The following is a 14980-nucleotide window of genomic DNA, read 5'->3' as shown; positions in this document are numbered from 1 at the left end:
GGTTGCAGGTCGGAGGTGGCTCCATTGGGCTACTGCGAGTTTAAAAGCAAAGCCCCTCACCTCACCCTGTTAGGGGAGGAGAGGGGTAGAAAGCTATTTAGTCCTGATTCTGTGGGGGCAGAGCAGCGATAAAGGGGACGTCCTTTTCGATGAGACCCATCCGGGCTGCACCACCGGGTGAGCCCAGATCGTCAAAGAAGTCGGCGTTAGCCGCTGTGTAGTCTTCCCATTCTTCGGGGACGTCATCTTCGTAGTAGATGGCTTCTACGGGGCAGACGGGTTCGCAGGCGCCGCAGTCCACGCATTCATCGGGGTGAATGTAGAGGGAGCGTTCGCCTTCGTAGATGCAGTCAACGGGGCATTCTTCGACGCATGCACGGTCTTTGACGTCGACGCAGGGCTGGGCGATAACGTAGGTCATCTCTGCCTTTCTGGGCGCGGGTGGGGGCTGGTGCGCTGGGTAGGTTTTGTTCTGTGCTCTAGTTTATAGGGTGCATGCCCATGGAGCTTATTTTTGTGGTCTAGGCAACAGTCAAAATATGTAACCTTAGTCGCCGCACCTAACCGCGTTTGAGGCGGTAGCGGGTGGTAGCGATGAGCGATAGTGTGGCTGCGGCTAGGGACCCCATCGCCCAGAGGGTTCCGGCTATACCCGGCGGATTGATGGGGTTGATGTAGACCAGCATGGAGTTGCCCTTGGCATAGGCAAAGATACTGATGAGAGTGAAGACGGTGAAGCCAACCAGTGCTGCAGTCCAATTTTTGCGGGTGTGCAGGGTGGCCCATGTCGCGGCAAAGAAGACGGTCAGGCAGCCCAGCAAGGCGCCCCAGGGCACCCAAAGGTCTTGGTTGATGTACCAGATCCAGGAATGATATATGGTGCCTGAAAAACCTGCCAGCAGACCTAGGGCTATGGAGGTAATCAGACTATTAATAACCCCAGGGGGTTCTTCTTGGGTCTCTGATGAGTTCTGGTGTGCGGTGGGGGGTGCTGGCTTAATCCCCTCAATTTCACCGCCAAGGAGCCGGTAGGTTTCGATGGCTGAGATGGGTTGGGGCACCCCGTTGGAGTATTCGAAGGTGGTATCCCCGGTGATGGTGATTTGGGTGGCGTGCGCCGCCATAGCGTCGCGTTTACGCACCAAGTCCCCGGTAATGACAGCCTGCTGCCGGGTATCTGTTGCATCAGCTTCACCCTCGATACCCCAGAAAAGGGTGGGTGCGGCGTCCGAACCTTTAAGCAGCTCAACAGCGGCCTGTGTTGCTTCATAGGTGCGCTTGTGGTCGGGGTGCCCGTAGCCGCCGTCCGCATCATAAGTCACTAGGACGTCGGGGCGAACCTGCTCTATCAGTGCGGCGATAGCCTCGGCTTGGGGCTCTAGAGAGGTGCGAGTTAGGCAGTCGGGTGCGGCGAGGGGGTTGGGGGCAGCTCGACCGTCTTCCCCCCAGGTCATGCCAGAGTCACGGTAAAGAGGTGGGGTCTGGGTGGCCCTGGCATTCCTTTCTCCCAGAAAAGTATGCTGTGTGATGCCCAGAGCAGCTAGCGCTTGTTTTAGTTCAGCGGTGCGCAGTTTGCCCAGAGCTACTCCCCCATCGGTGTTCGCGGGGTTTTCAGCTTCAAGGTGGGCGAGGGAACGGTCGATAACCTCCCCCATTTCCCCGCGGGTCATGGTCAAGAGGTGCACTTGGGCGCCAGCCTTAGCAAGCGCCCCCATGGTGGCACCCGTGGATGATGATTCATCATCTGGGTGGGCGTGCACAAATAGAAAGACGGTCTCTCCCGATGACTTACCTGCCGGGGCGAGGGTATCAACTGCGGTCTCCGTAATAAGTTCACCGGCTACCGGGTAGTAGGGGGTGTTGTCCTGACTCAAAACGTCCTCATTCTCTGTGCTTTTGCCGGGCTAGGATGCCTAGCTGGTACAGCTACAGGGGAGCAGGTTTACCCTACTCCCCTGTTGCTCGTGGGTAGCTATGATGGCTACCTCTGCCTCGTTAGGCGCGTGCGCGCTTACGTGCCTCGCGGACGCGCTCGTTGGCGTTCAACACGACCTTGCGGATGCGGATTGCCTCGGGGGTCACCTCAACGCACTCGTCTTCACGGGCAAATTCGAGGGACTCTTCGAGGGTCAGCTTGCGGGGAGGGGTCAGGTTTTCGAAGTTATCAGCCGATGCCGAACGCATATTGGTGAGCTTCTTTTCCTTGGTGATGTTGACTTCCATGTCATCCGCACGGGAGTTCTCGCCAACAATCATTCCCTCGTAAACCTCGGTGGTGGGTTCTACGAAGAAGGATCCGCGTTCCTGCAGGTTAATCATAGCGTAGGGGGTCACAACACCTGCGCGGTCGGCAATCATGGAGCCGTTGGTGCGGTACTCGATGGTGCCAGCCCAGGGCTCGTAGCCGGTGGCGTAGGAGCTAGAGATACCAGCACCGCGGGTCTCGGTGAGGAACTGGGTGCGGAAACCAATCAGGCCACGGGCAGGGACGGCAAATTCCATGCGGACCCATCCGGTGCCATTGTTTGCCATGTTCTCCATGCGGCCCTTACGAGCTGCCATGAGCTGGGTAACTGCGCCCAGGAACTCTTCGGGAACATCGATAATCATGTGTTCCATGGGCTCGTGGACCTTACCATCCACAACCTTGGTCACAACTTGGGGCTTGCCGACGGTCAGCTCGAAGCCTTCGCGGCGCATCTGCTCAACTAGGATCGCCAGAGCGAGCTCGCCACGGCCCTGTACTTCCCAGGCGTCAGGACGCTGGGTGGGAAGAACCTTGAGGGATACGTTACCGATCAGTTCCTTATCAAGACGGTCCTTGACCTGACGCGCGGTTACCTTAGCGCCCTTGACCTTACCGGCCAAAGGTGAGGTGTTGATACCGATGGTCATGGAGATTGCGGGGTCATCAACCTTGATCAGGGGCAGGGGCTTGGGGTTCTCTGAGTCGGTCAAGGTTTCACCAATGGTGATGTCCTCGATACCCGCAACAGCCACGATTTCACCGGGACCAGCTGATTCAGCGGGAACGCGCTCCAGCGCCTTGGTAGCAAGAAGTTCTGAGATACGTACGTTCTTGGTCTGACCGTCCTGGCGTACCCAGGCAACGGTCTGGCCCTTCTTTAGGGTGCCGTTGAAGATACGCAGCAGCGCCAGGCGACCTAAGAAGGGTGAGGAGTCAAGGTTAGTAACGTGTGCCTGTAGAACCTCATCGGGGTTGTAGGTGGGGGCAGGGACGTGCTCAAGAATGGTCTGGAAGAGGGGTTCCAGATCTTCGTTATCGGGCAGTGCGCCGTCAGCGGGCTGGTTCAGTGAAGCAGCGCCAGCTTTACCGGAAGCGTAGACAACGGGCACGTTGAGCAGAGCGTCAATGTCTAGGTCGGGAACCTCGTCCGCCAGGTCGCCAGCAAGACCCAGGAGCAGGTCCATTGACTCGCCAACAACCTCATCGATACGCGCATCGGGGCGGTCAACCTTGTTAACAACCAGGATGACGGGCAGCTTAGCTGCAAGTGCCTTGCGCAGAACGAAGCGGGTCTGGGGCAGGGGGCCTTCTGAAGCGTCCACCAGCAGAACAACGCCGTCTACCATAGACAGGCCGCGCTCAACCTCACCACCGAAATCAGCGTGGCCGGGGGTATCAATCACGTTAATGGTGATGGTCTCACCGTTAGCTGCGGGGCCTGAGTAGAACACGGTGGTGTTCTTGGCCAAAATGGTGATGCCCTTTTCTTTTTCAAGGTCACCGGAGTCCATGACTCGATCTTCAACGTCGCCGTGGGTTGAGAAGGCGTTGGTCTGCTTGAGCATCGCATCAACGATGGTGGTCTTGCCGTGGTCAACGTGAGCCACGATTGCCACGTTGCGAAGGTCGCTACGTGAAGCGGTGTTCTGAGTTTCAGACATGCGTAAAATATCTCGCTTTATCTAGGGTAAAAGGACGCCGGAGCTCACCGAACGCTCATTAAAGAGAGCCGGGTGCTTTTGGGCTTTCGTTCTGAGTATACCGCCCCACGGTTCAAGTGGAACTATCACGTGGAACACATATTTATAGAGGTGCGGCGCCCCTTTCTGACTACTTGAGGTACAAGTGAGTAGAAAAGGGCGCCGCCACAATAACTCATTTTAATGAGGTGGGTTACTTATCCCAGGGCTTTTCCTGTGTCTTAGGAGTAACGACGGGGATTGCACCGGTGGAAGTACGAATCTGATCGATTGCTGCTGTGTTCGCTGAGATCTGAACGTTGACCTCATCTACTGCTTTCTCAACCGCTTCTTCAACCGCTTCTTCAACCTTAGCTTCTACGGCCTTGTCGAGGGCTGCATCGAAGTGGCTATCAAGGTGCTCGTCCACGCGGTCAGTCACCGAGTCCATCAGCTCTTCGCGGGCGTTGCGTCGCTGAGCGCGCACAAAGAGGCGGTGCTCAACGCTTAGTGCCTTATAGAGCGAGATACACATCATGATGATGACAACTGAGAAGGGCAGAGCGGTCAGAATCGCGATGGTCTGGATGGCGGAGAGCGCTTCGCTACCACCCACAATAATCAGGGAGATAGAGGTTACTGCAGCTACGCAGACCCAGAAGACACGGATCCAGGTCTTGGGCTCGGGTGAGCCGTTGGTGGACAGCATACCCAACACCAGAGCGCCTGAGTCAGCCGAGGTCACAAAGAAGACGGTAATCAGCAAGACTGCACCAACGGTTAGAACAACACCGCCGGGCAGGTTGCTGAACATCTCAAAGAGAGCGTGCTCAGCGGAGACGCTGCCGTCAGCATTCCTGAGGGTCTCGCCACTGAAGAGCTCCTGGTGCAAGGCGGTGCCGCCGAGCACAGAGAACCAGAAGAAGGAGGTTAGGGCAGGGACCAGCAGGACGCCGGTGACGAACTCACGCACGGAGCGTCCCTTGGAGACGCGGGCGATGAACATGCCCACGAAGGGCGACCAGGAGATCCACCAGCCCCAGTAGAAGGTAGTCCAGGCAGCCTGGAACTGTTCGCCGTCCACGCCGTAAAGGGCCAGGGTTTCGAAGGTCATGGCCACAATATTTTGTAGGTAGTGACCGAGGGAACCGATGAACTCGCGGAAGATGAAGAGGGTGGGACCAACCAGCAACACAAAGATACAGACGATAGCCGCCAGAATCAGGTTGCCGTTTGAGAGCCACTTCATGCCCTTCTCAAGGCCGGTGACTACAGAGAAGAGGGTGATTCCCATGAGCACCAGGATGATGCCAATTAGCCAGAGATTGCCCTCAGCCGGAATGTTGAGGTAGCCAAGACCCGCTGCAATCTGCATCACGCCCAGCCCAAGAGAGGTGGCGACACCGAAGAGGGTGCCCACCAGGGCAACGATATCAATGAGGTTACCCCAGTTGCCGGTAACACGGTCGCCCAGCAGCGGCTTGAGGGAGTAACGAATAGAGAGGGGCTGTTTGAGGCGGTGAGCTGAGTAGGCAATCGCAAGGCCCACAATTACGTAGATAGCCCAGGGGTGTAGTCCCCAGTGCAGGAAGGACTGGCTCATGGCCGCCTGCGCTATCTGCTCTCTACTGCCGCCTTCCACCCCGGGGCGGGGGTCAACATAGTGCATCAGCGGTTCGGTCGCGCCGTAGAAGACCAGGCCGATGCCCATACCAGCAGCGAAGAGAAAAGCAAACCATGTGGTGAAGCTGTAAGCAGGCTCGTCGTCATCATCACCCAGTTTGATATCACCCATGCGGGAGAACCCTAAGTAGAGGGCAAAAACCACGAAGAAGGCGACGATGGCAACGTAGTACCAACCGAAGTAGTTGATAACATCCGCCTGCAGGGCGTCAAAAATTGATTTTGCACGTTGAGGGAAGGCTATAGTCAGACCAACAAAAAGCACCATGATGGCTGCGGCGGGCCAGAAAACCTTGGGAGCAAGATTGCCCTCACGCATATTTTGACGTTGCTCTTTACTTAGGCCTCCCTTCCGCAGGTCTACGCCCGCACCGGGCGGGGTTTGGTTCTGAGAAGTAGTCATGTATCTATTCCTTTAGTATGCAGTCTGTATGTTTATCGTCGTCTTTACACATTAAAAAGTGCCCTCCCCTACCCCTTGGCTTAGGTATCGAGGTGGAGGCACTCACTGGCAACAACCATAACACTACTGATGATTCCTGGCTAGAATTTGCCGTCAAAACCACAAAAAACCACACGAAAAACATCAAAATCCCACCAATCCAACATAAGATGGAAACAAGTACCCCACAACAGCAAGGGAGATGCAGGCACATGTCTGTTAACACCATCGTTGACCCCGTCACCACCACCGCGTGGAAGGCACTGGACGCTCACAGCCAGGCTTTGGATGCCAACCTACGCACCTGGTTTGAGCAGGACCCCCAGCGCGCTAGTAAGCTCAGCTTCACCGCCGCAGATTTGCACGTTGATCTTTCCAAGAACCTCATTACTGATGAAACACTTGACCTGCTGATGAAGCTGGCAGGCGAAGTTAATCTTGAAGACCGCAGGGCTGCCATGTTCGCCGGTGAGCACATCAATGTCACCGAGGACCGCGCCGTCCTGCATACGGCATTGCGCCGCCCTGCTGATGCCCAGCCCCCGCTGATTGTGGACGGTCAGAACGTGGATGAGGACGTTCACGAGGTTCTTGCTAAGGTCTACGACTTCGCTGACCGTGTACGTTCAGGTGAGTGGACCGGCATCACCGGCCAGCAGATTGAAACCGTGGTTAATATCGGTATCGGCGGCTCTGACTTGGGCCCGGTCATGGTCTACGAAGCTCTCAAGCCTTACGCTCAGCCCGGCTTGACCGCTCGTTTCATCTCCAATATTGACCCCACCGACGCCGCTGAGACCGTGGCTGACCTGGACCCAGAAACCACCCTCTTCATCGTTGCTTCCAAGACTTTTGGCACTCTGGAGACCCTGACCAACGCACGTGTTTGCCGCGAGTGGTTGCTGACCAATCTGCGCGAAGCCGGGGCGCTGGAAGGCAAGGATGAGAAGGACGCCGTTGCAGCCCATTTCGTCGCCGTCTCTACCGCCCTGGATAAGGTCGCTGATTTCGGTATCGACCCCGAGAATGCTTTTGGTTTCTGGAACTGGGTGGGCGGCCGCTACTCCGTTGACTCAGCTATCGGCACTCCCCTGGCGATCGTGCTGGGCCCCGATGTTTTTGAGCAGTTCCTGGCTGGCTTCCATGCTATGGATGAGCACTTCCGTACCGCTCCCCTGGCAGAGAACGTCCCTGCTCTCATGGGTCTGCTGAACATCTGGAACGTCAACTTCCTGGGTGCCGAAACCCACGCCGTCCTACCCTATGACCAGTACCTGCATCGTTTCCCCGCCTACCTGCAGCAGCTGACCATGGAATCCAACGGTAAGTCGGTACGCGCGGATGGCACCCCTGTCACCACCGAGACCGGTGAGGTTTTCTGGGGCGAGCCCGGCACCAACGGCCAGCACGCCTTTTACCAGCTTATTCACCAGGGCACCCGCCTAATCCCCGCTGACTTTATTGCCTTCGCCAACCCGGTGCACCCCACCAAGGATGGCGAGCAGGATGTTCACGAGCTCTTCCTCGCTAACTTCTTCGCCCAGACCAAGGCACTAGCCTTCGGCAAGACCGCTGATGAGGTACGCGCTGAAGGCACCGCCGAAGAGATTGTACCCGCACGTGTCTTCTCCGGTGACCGCCCCACCACCTCCATCATGGCCTCCCAGTTGACCCCGTCAGTTCTGGGTCAGCTCATTGCCCTCTATGAGCACATCACCTTCGTGCAGGGTGTCGTCTGGGGCATCGACTCCTTCGACCAGTGGGGCGTTGAACTGGGCAAGCAGCTCGCCCTGCAGTTGGCACCCGCTGTGAGCGGTGACCGCGAGGTCCTGGCTCAGCAGGACTCCTCAACCCAGGGTCTGATTGAGTTCTACCTGAACAACCGCAAGTAAACGCTCAGTCCCAAGTAGCTAAAACTAAAAAGGTGCCCGGTTCTTACGAACCGGGCACCTTTTGTCTAGCAGTGCGTGTCTAGAGCTTTTCGGCAACCCAATCCTGGGCGGCGGTGGCAGGGTTAGCCTTTTCTTCGCCAGAAACACGGGTGTTGAGCGCGATCAAATCCTCGGTGGTGAGCACCGCTGAGACCTCGTTCAGCACCTGAGCTGCGGCGTATGAGACAAGCTCACCGTTGATGACTGGCAGTACCTGCTGGGGCAGGAAGTTGTTCTTGGGGTCTTCTAGCACTACCAGATCGTTGGCGATGATGGCTGGGTCGGTGGAGAAGAGATCAGCGATCTGTACCTGGTCATCCAGCAGTGCCTTGACGGTCAGGGGGCCGCCACCATCGTTGATGGGCTCAAAAGATTGCGGGGTGAAACCGTAGTTTTTTTCTAGGCCGGGCAGTCCATAGCCTCGCTCTGCGAATTCTGGGGGTGCACCTAGCACCAGTTGACGGTTGTGTTCTGATAAGTTATCCAGGCTACGCAGGCCCAACTTCTGCGCGGTCTGGGAGGTAATTACCATGGAGTCTTTGTTCTCCGCGGTTGAGGGTTTCAGAGCGGCTAAGGTCTCACCCAGTGCTTGGGGCAGGGCAGCAATAATCTCTTCAGCGGTGACCGCGGTGCTTTGGGCATCGAAGTAGAGCAGCAGATTACCGGAGTAGTCAGGGACCACACCCACCGACCCTTCTTGCAGGGCACCGATGTAGGCTTCACGGGCGCCTATAGCGGGGCGGGTTTCAGCTGATATGCCCCGCTGGTTGAGTGCCGCCGCGTAGATTTCAGCGATGATTTGGGATTCGGGAAAGTCGGCTGACCCAACGATGATGGGCCCGCCCTGGGTACCGGTGCCGAAGGCTGTTTCCCCGGAGATGCCGCAGGCGGTCAGGGCGCTCACGCTTGCCCCGATGCCCAGGACGCCAAGGAACCGGCGTCGGTTCAGGGAGGTGGTGTTCAAAGAAATATTCATGAGGGTGTCCTAGGATGTTCCGGCGGGAGTCGTGAGGCGTTGTAGACCTGCGAGCAGAAGATCTACCAGCAGGGCGAGGGCGGCGACCAGAAGAACCGCGCCCACCATACGGGAGTAGTCGCGCACGGCTAACCCGTCAATGAGGAAACGACCCAGACCACCCAGGTTGATATAGGCAACGATGGTGACGGTAGCAATCACCTGTAAAGCGGCGTTACGGATTCCGCCGAAGATGAGGGGCAGGGCCAGGGGAATTTCTACCCGACTCAAGATCTGCCATTCGGTCATTCCCTGGGCACGAGCGGCGTCCACGGTGATTGGATCTACTGCTGCAATTCCGGCGTAAACCCCTGCCAGTAGAGGTGAGATGGCAAGAATGACGAGCGCTGCGATGGGAGCGGTGAGCCCCAACCCCAGCCACAGAGCAAACAGGGTCAGAAGACCCAGGGTGGGCAGGGCACGCAGGGCACCGGTGAGTGCAACCACCAGGTTTTCGCCTTTACCGGTGTGACCTACTAAGAGACCCAGCGGAAAAGCGATGAGGGCTGCAATGAGGAGCACCAGCGCAGAGTAGCCCAGGTGCTCTGTGGTGCGTTGGATGATACCGCCGGCACCTGCCCAGGCACCCTCAGCAGTAAACCAGGCTGCGGTGCTTTCAAAGATATTCATGCTTTCCTCCAGCGAGTATTCCAGGCGCCCAGGGCTGCCAGCACTCGGTCTAGGACGAGGGCGAGCAGGACGGTGCCAACGATGCCCACAATAATTTCAGCGGGAATGTTGCGGCGCAAACCGTCGGTGAAGAGGGTGCCCAGGGACTGAATGCCAATAACGGCACCCACCGATACCATGGAGATATTAGAGACCAGAGCCACCCGCAGACCGGCGACCATGACGGGGATAGCCAGAGGCAGTTCAACCATCCAGAAACGCCTGACCGGGGTGTAGCCCATCGCTGTGGCGGCTTCTAAGGTGATGGGTGAGACGGATTCGAAGGCGTCAACGGAGCTGCGCACCATCATGGCCAGCACGTAGAGTGAAAGCGCCACGTAAACGTTGAGCAGGGAGGTAATCGAGGTGCCCAGGATGAGGGGCATGAGTACAAAGAGTGCCAGCGAAGGGATGGTATAGAGCAGGGCAGCAGAGTTAATAACCGTAGCTCTGCGCACCTTACCGGCGGTGGTGCTCAGTTCTGTGGAACGGCCGTCGCGGCGGCGTCCTACCGCCAGACGGGCCAAAGGCAGGGCAATCAGTGTGCCAGCCACCAGCGGGATGAGGGCTTGCAATACATGGAGAGCTGCTAACTGCGCAACATAGTCGAGGTTAGAAGACAGCCAGTTCACGCGCCCACTCCGTATCGATGCTGGCGTTCTGTCTCCGTGGCGTCCAGTACGTCATCGGATTTGAGCAGGCCAAGCAGCTTTCCCTCATTATCCACGGCAACGCCCCAACCTGAAGGTGAAGACAGCACCGAATCCAGGGCATCGCGCAGGCTAGCTCCTTCGCGGTAGAGGGAACCTCCCGGGATCAACCGCCCGTCCACGAGCCAGCCAGCAGGTTTACCGTCGTCAACCTTCAGCTGCCAGTTCTGCCAGGGGGTCTGTAGAGCTTGAAGGGGGTGAATGGTTACATCGGATGCTGAGGCAAACGTCAGGCGGCGCATGCCTCGGTCGCGGCCCACGAAGGAGGCTACGAAATCATCGGCAGGCTGACGCAGGATTTCTTCGGGGGTGCCGAACTGGGCAATACGCCCGCCGCGAGCAAAAACTGCTAGCTGGTCACCCAGGGTGATGGCCTCGTCGATATCGTGGGTAACAAAGATGATGGTCACCCCCAACTCACGTTGTAGACGCAGCAGCTCATTTTGTAGGTCGCTGCGCACTACCGGGTCAACGGCGCTGAAGGGCTCGTCCATCAGCAAAATTGAAGATCCGGAGGCCAGAGCTCGGGCCACGCCCACCCGCTGGGCCTGACCGCCCGATAGCTGGGCGGGGTAGCGTTTCGCGAAGGACCGGTCCAGCCCCACCCTCTCCAATAGCTCTAGTGCCTGGTCACGAGCTTCTTTGGTAGAGACCCCTTTGAGCACGGGAACGGTAGCGATGTTATCGACGATGGTGCGGTGGGGCATCAGCCCGGCCTGCTGCAGCACGTAGCCAATAGACCGCCGCAGTTCGTGCGCGGGGCGTCCAGTATTGGGGTGACCGTCTACCAGAATCTCGCCTCTGGTGTGCTCCACCATGCGATTAATCATGCGTAGGGAGGTAGTTTTACCGCAGCCTGACGGCCCCACGAAAACGGTAATTTTTCCTGCAGGGACGCTCAGGCTGAGATCATCGACCACGGTGTTCTCACCATAGGTCTTGGTGACGTTCTTGAATTCGATAGCGGGGGGTATAGGCATGAAAGCCGCCTTATCGGTTGGTAAAGGTTGGTAAAGGTTGGGGGTCAGTTGGATGGATCTGTGGGCTGGTAACATTCTGAAGTTTTTTAGATGACATAGTTCTCTTCTTTGCCTTCGGCCCCTGCCCCCATCAATAATCCGGCCAGGGGCCCATCAAGGAGATAGATGCCTTGGGCTGAGAGTAACAGCAAAATAGCAAGTAGGGTGTCGAACCTGCCGATATTGGATTCAAGATTATAAATAGAAACCATTGCTAAGGTGTTATAGTCTTCCTGCCCGCCCTTGCCAGGCAAGGACAGAGTAGAGACGGGATGAGCGCGCACCTGCATCTCGGGGACTAAAGCAGCCGCCGTGGTATGTAATAGGGTCATTCCCGAGTTGATACCCCATGCTCGGTTTATGGTACGAGACCGGGGCGGTTAAGAGCTAGTCGCATCACGCCCTTTCGGTAATGAGCACTGACTGCTCAATGATGGCAGCGAGTTGCCCCTCGGCGAGAGTGGGCAGCTCGCCGCTTTCTACCCCACCAGTATCAGCGTGAGCACGGATGGGCTTGCCGGCGTCCTGCTTCAGGGTTTCTGGTGCATGATTTGGGTGAGAGAGCGGAATATGGATGAAGCCAGCTGGAATACTGCCCTGGTTAGCGTGCATCAATTCGTAGAAGACGTGGTTGCAGACGAAAGTCCCGGCTGTGTAGGACAGCTCTACCGGCAGCCCGGTTCTGTTCAATTCCTCATAAATGGTGCGGGTGGGCAGAGCAGAAAAGTAGGCGTCCGGCCCATCCAGATGGATAGGAGTATCGGTGAGCTGGGCACCCGCGTTATCGGCGATACGCGCTGCATCTAGATTGATAGCCACTCGTTCTAGGCTGACCTTCTCCCGCCCAGCCGCCACACCGAGGCTGATAGCGATATCGGGCTCATATGCATCTAAGGCTTCGCTGAGCACCCGGCTAGAACCGGCAAATTCAACCGGGAGCTCCTTGAGGTGCACCGTTAAATCTGGGGCGCTGACGGCAAGCAGGTCAGCAGCCCGGCGGGCAACTACCCGGGTGGGATTGTAGGGCACCCCTTCAAAGGCACCGAAATAGGTGAGCAGTAGCGTGGCCATCTCTATCTTTCCGTATGATTTATGGGGCTGGTTTGGGTAGGCTGGTGAGTATGTCTGAGAAAAATCCTACCCCCAGCTTCGTCTATGAGACCCTGAGTGACGATACCCCCGATGCTCTTGCCGCAGGCGGTTTCACTGAGGACGAGCTGGCCGACGAGCGCCGCGCGCCTGCCGTTGCTGAAGAGGTAGGTTTTGGGCGCGCTGTTCGGCTTTTTTACCGCCATTACTGGAATGACCGTGGCACGGCGTCCGCTTCTGAGTTTCGCTGGGCCATGATTTACGTGGTGGTAGGCACCGTGCTCTATATCGGTACCACTCTGCTTCTGAACTATTTCGTGATCCCTGCTGATGCGTCCTCACTGGTGCGCACGCTCTTTATGCTTTTTGTCATTACTAACCCCTTGTGGTTAGCAATCAACATTGCGCCGACGGTCTCGCTGGTTAAACGCCGGCGCAATGCGAAAGAAGGGCTTTAGCCTAATAGTTCAGGTGCTTGGAACTCCTGGCCACCCAGGTGTTGCGCCAACCAGGCGCCAAAGACCTGATACCAGAGACGCGAGTTGCCCGGCTTGAGAATCCAGTGGCCTTCGTCCGGGAAGTAGAGGTACTTGTGCCCCAGCTCGGGTGAGTGGTGTTGCAGGTCAGCCCAGAGGTGGTGGGCCTGGCCGATGGGCACACGGTAGTCTTTATCGCCGTGAATGACTAGCATGGGCGCAGCAATGTTGGCAGCGAACTGGCGCGGTGAGATACTATCGCCTTCCCCACCTTCGCTGAGTTTCCACTCGTGCCAGGCACCGTTATCAGAGACAAAGTACATAGCCTGGTAATCCCAGATGGACGCGTGGGTGACGTAGCACTTGAAGCGGGTGCCAGCCTGCCCGGCCACCCAGTTAGTCATAAACCCACCGTAGGATCCGCCAGAGAAGGCAACGTTATCGGCCTGAATATCGGGGCGGTCAGCTACCTCTCCGACCACCTGCAGGATGTCCCGGTAGGGGGTGCCCCCCAAGTCGTCCCCACCGCGGTCAATCATCTGTTGGCCGTAGCCAGTGGAGATTGCCGGGTCTGGCATCACCACGGCGTAGCCAGCCTGGGTAAAGTACCAGGGGTTCCAGCGGTAGCTCCAGGAGTTCCAGGAGCCCCAAGGTCCACCGTGAGCAAAGACTAGCAGGGGCAGCGGGTCACTCTTTTCATCGCTGCTTTCTGGCAGTGCAAGGAAGCTCGTCAGCTGGGTGCCATCCTCAGCGGTACTGGTGAGACGCTCCAGACGCCCGGGAGCGCGTAGTTCCTGCGCGGGAGCGGCCAAGCGGGTGACCTCACCGGTGGCAGGGTCAATACTGACCGGGTAGGCAGAGTGCTGGTGACTATTTTTCAGAGCCACCAGTTGCCCCCTGTTATAGGCAAGATGGGAGAAGTAGCTGGCGCCATCATCAACCAGAGCGCGGGTTTCGCTGCCGCCGATACTACCGGTAAAGATAGCGGTTGCCCCCAGGTGATCGGTGACGAAGGCGTAGTCGGTATCCGTTAGCCAGACCAGGTTAGAGGACCAGCGGTCCAGATCGCTGGACAACTCGGTGAGATTCGCGCTGGCTAGGTCGTAGTAGTGAGCGTTGAGCTTAATGGACTGGCCCGGTTGCCAGCGGCGTACTTTCAAAATTTCTAGCCCGGTACCGCCGGGGTTGAAGCTCCCGGGGTCGTAGTCATGGGTGCCGTCTGCTGCCGCAATCTGCTGGGGCTCCTTGCCGCCGTCCAGGTCTAGTAGCCAGACGCTAGAGCGCTGATAAATACCGCGTTCTTTGGTTTCCACGCTGACTGCCACCAGTTTGCCCGTGGGGCAAACAGTGAAGCTACTGAGTTGAGCGCGCGTGCCGCCAGGTAGTTCTATGCGCCGAGGTTCGCCGTCCCCGTCTTTGACGAAGAGGGCGGGGACGCCGGTGCCCAAGTCATGATCCCAGTAGCGGGTAGGGAACTCGGTGTAGAGCACCCCGCTAGTGCCGGTTTTCTTCCGTGAGTCCAGGGTTGATGCCTGCTCTTCCAAGCTACCGCGGTGGGCTTTAGCGCTAAAAATATAGCGGGTTCCCTGCTCGCGCTCACGCACCACTAGGGAGTCGATACCGCCGGGGTAAGTAAAGACCAGTTCGGGTTCGCCCTGCTCAGGCAGCCGGTAGACTCCCTTGAGGCTCTCGGAATCGGCCTCGTCCACGTCTTTGCCCAGGCTCAGGTAGAGCGTCCCTTCATCGGTAACGGTGAGGACGCTGGCCTCGGAGTCGGGTGCAGTCAGCGGGTAGGGGCGCCCAGTGTGACCAGTGTTCTTTTCCAATGCCCAGAGGCGGGGGCGGTATTTGGCGCCGTCCTTGTTAGGGGTATTGATGGTCAGCACGGGGGTACCCTCGCGGCCTGTGGTTAGGGAGACCATGCGGGGGTGTTCAATCAGTTGGGTCAGGTAATCGGTGTTCTGCGGCGTTTCTGTCATGCCTACCAAGTTACCCGCTAGTGACCCTGGCCTCAATCTC

13 protein-coding genes are annotated in these 14980 nt (G+C 57.8%); 2 read left to right on the top strand and 11 right to left on the bottom strand.

The window, feature by feature from the left end; all coding sequences use genetic code 11:
* Positions 1-97 precede the first annotated feature (97 nt).
* The 4 genes from fdxA to ABD982_RS03095 all read right to left on the bottom strand — a co-directional run bounded on the left by fdxA (position 98) and on the right by ABD982_RS03095 (position 6013).
* Positions 98-421 (bottom strand): ferredoxin, encoded by a 324-nt coding sequence (gene fdxA, locus ABD982_RS03110; protein ID WP_345444620.1) that lies wholly within the window; start codon positions 419-421, stop codon positions 98-100.
* A 139-nt stretch (positions 422-560) separates the two neighbouring features.
* On the bottom strand, positions 561-1874 hold the full coding sequence (locus ABD982_RS03105; RefSeq protein WP_345444617.1) for a PIG-L family deacetylase: 1314 nt from the start codon (positions 1872-1874) through the stop codon (positions 561-563).
* Positions 1875-1995: 121 nt separating this feature from the next.
* Positions 1996-3909, bottom strand: a complete 1914-nt coding sequence (typA, locus tag ABD982_RS03100) for a translational GTPase TypA (protein ID WP_251379129.1) — start codon at positions 3907-3909, stop codon at positions 1996-1998.
* A 232-nt stretch (positions 3910-4141) separates the two neighbouring features.
* Positions 4142-6013: a BCCT family transporter gene (locus ABD982_RS03095; protein ID WP_345444613.1), complete on the bottom strand. Its 1872-nt coding sequence runs from the start codon at positions 6011-6013 to the stop codon at positions 4142-4144.
* Between the two features lie 251 nt (positions 6014-6264).
* On the opposite strand from ABD982_RS03095, the gene pgi reads away from it, so the two are divergent.
* On the top strand, positions 6265-7944 hold the full coding sequence (pgi, locus tag ABD982_RS03090) for a glucose-6-phosphate isomerase (RefSeq protein ID WP_345444610.1): 1680 nt from the start codon (positions 6265-6267) through the stop codon (positions 7942-7944).
* 79 nt (positions 7945-8023) lie between these two features.
* Here the strand turns inward: pgi and ABD982_RS03085 are convergent, their stop codons facing one another.
* The 6 genes from ABD982_RS03085 to ABD982_RS03060 form a co-directional block, all read right to left on the bottom strand.
* Positions 8024-8959 carry an ABC transporter substrate-binding protein gene (locus ABD982_RS03085; protein WP_345444607.1) on the bottom strand — a complete coding sequence of 312 codons (936 nt, stop codon included), beginning with the start codon at positions 8957-8959 and terminating at the stop codon, positions 8024-8026.
* 9 nt (positions 8960-8968) lie between these two features.
* Positions 8969-9628: an ABC transporter permease gene (locus tag ABD982_RS03080; RefSeq protein WP_251379133.1), complete on the bottom strand. Its 660-nt coding sequence runs from the start codon at positions 9626-9628 to the stop codon at positions 8969-8971.
* Positions 9625-10299, bottom strand: a complete 675-nt coding sequence (locus ABD982_RS03075; protein WP_251379134.1) for an ABC transporter permease — start codon at positions 10297-10299, stop codon at positions 9625-9627. The genes ABD982_RS03080 and ABD982_RS03075 overlap by 4 nt, the downstream gene beginning before the upstream one ends.
* Positions 10296-11357 (bottom strand): ABC transporter ATP-binding protein, encoded by a 1062-nt coding sequence (locus ABD982_RS03070; RefSeq protein WP_345444599.1) that lies wholly within the window; start codon positions 11355-11357, stop codon positions 10296-10298. The genes ABD982_RS03075 and ABD982_RS03070 overlap by 4 nt, the downstream gene beginning before the upstream one ends.
* Before the next feature lie 86 nt (positions 11358-11443).
* On the bottom strand, positions 11444-11740 hold the full coding sequence (locus ABD982_RS03065) for an aromatic amino acid lyase (protein WP_345445757.1): 297 nt from the start codon (positions 11738-11740) through the stop codon (positions 11444-11446).
* Positions 11741-11792: 52 nt separating this feature from the next.
* Positions 11793-12467, bottom strand: coding sequence for a pyroglutamyl-peptidase I (locus ABD982_RS03060; protein WP_345444596.1), 675 nt, complete (start codon positions 12465-12467; stop codon positions 11793-11795).
* 50 nt (positions 12468-12517) lie between these two features.
* Here ABD982_RS03060 and ABD982_RS03055 point away from each other — a divergent pair, with 50 nt between their 5' ends.
* Entirely contained in the window at positions 12518-12943 is a 426-nt protein-coding gene (locus ABD982_RS03055) for a hypothetical protein (protein WP_345444593.1), read from the top strand.
* On the opposite strand, the gene ABD982_RS03050 is transcribed toward ABD982_RS03055, so the two are convergent.
* On the bottom strand, positions 12940-14940 hold the full coding sequence (locus ABD982_RS03050) for an alpha/beta hydrolase family protein (protein ID WP_345444590.1): 2001 nt from the start codon (positions 14938-14940) through the stop codon (positions 12940-12942). The genes ABD982_RS03055 and ABD982_RS03050 overlap by 4 nt on opposite strands.
* Positions 14941-14980: the final 40 nt, after the last annotated feature.

This window comes from Rothia endophytica, from assembly GCF_039543885.1.
In the GTDB taxonomy this organism is placed as follows: Bacteria; Actinomycetota; Actinomycetes; order Actinomycetales; family Micrococcaceae; genus Rothia; species Rothia endophytica.
This window is presented reverse-complemented; position numbering and strand designations above follow the sequence as displayed.

Coding starts and splice junctions, on each gene's coding strand:
- fdxA (WP_345444620.1), bottom strand. CDS start 421: ATGACCTACGTTATCGCCCAGCCCTGCGTCGACGTCAAAGACCGTGCA.
- typA (WP_251379129.1), bottom strand. CDS start 3,909: ATGTCTGAAACTCAGAACACCGCTTCACGTAGCGACCTTCGCAACGTG.
- ABD982_RS03095 (WP_345444613.1), bottom strand. CDS start 6,013: ATGACTACTTCTCAGAACCAAACCCCGCCCGGTGCGGGCGTAGACCTG.
- pgi (WP_345444610.1), top strand. CDS start 6,265: ATGTCTGTTAACACCATCGTTGACCCCGTCACCACCACCGCGTGGAAG.
- ABD982_RS03085 (WP_345444607.1), bottom strand. CDS start 8,959: ATGAATATTTCTTTGAACACCACCTCCCTGAACCGACGCCGGTTCCTT.
- ABD982_RS03080 (WP_251379133.1), bottom strand. CDS start 9,628: ATGAATATCTTTGAAAGCACCGCAGCCTGGTTTACTGCTGAGGGTGCC.
- ABD982_RS03070 (WP_345444599.1), bottom strand. CDS start 11,357: ATGCCTATACCCCCCGCTATCGAATTCAAGAACGTCACCAAGACCTAT.
- ABD982_RS03060 (WP_345444596.1), bottom strand. CDS start 12,467: ATGGCCACGCTACTGCTCACCTATTTCGGTGCCTTTGAAGGGGTGCCC.
- ABD982_RS03055 (WP_345444593.1), top strand. CDS start 12,518: ATGTCTGAGAAAAATCCTACCCCCAGCTTCGTCTATGAGACCCTGAGT.
- ABD982_RS03050 (WP_345444590.1), bottom strand. CDS start 14,940: ATGACAGAAACGCCGCAGAACACCGATTACCTGACCCAACTGATTGAA.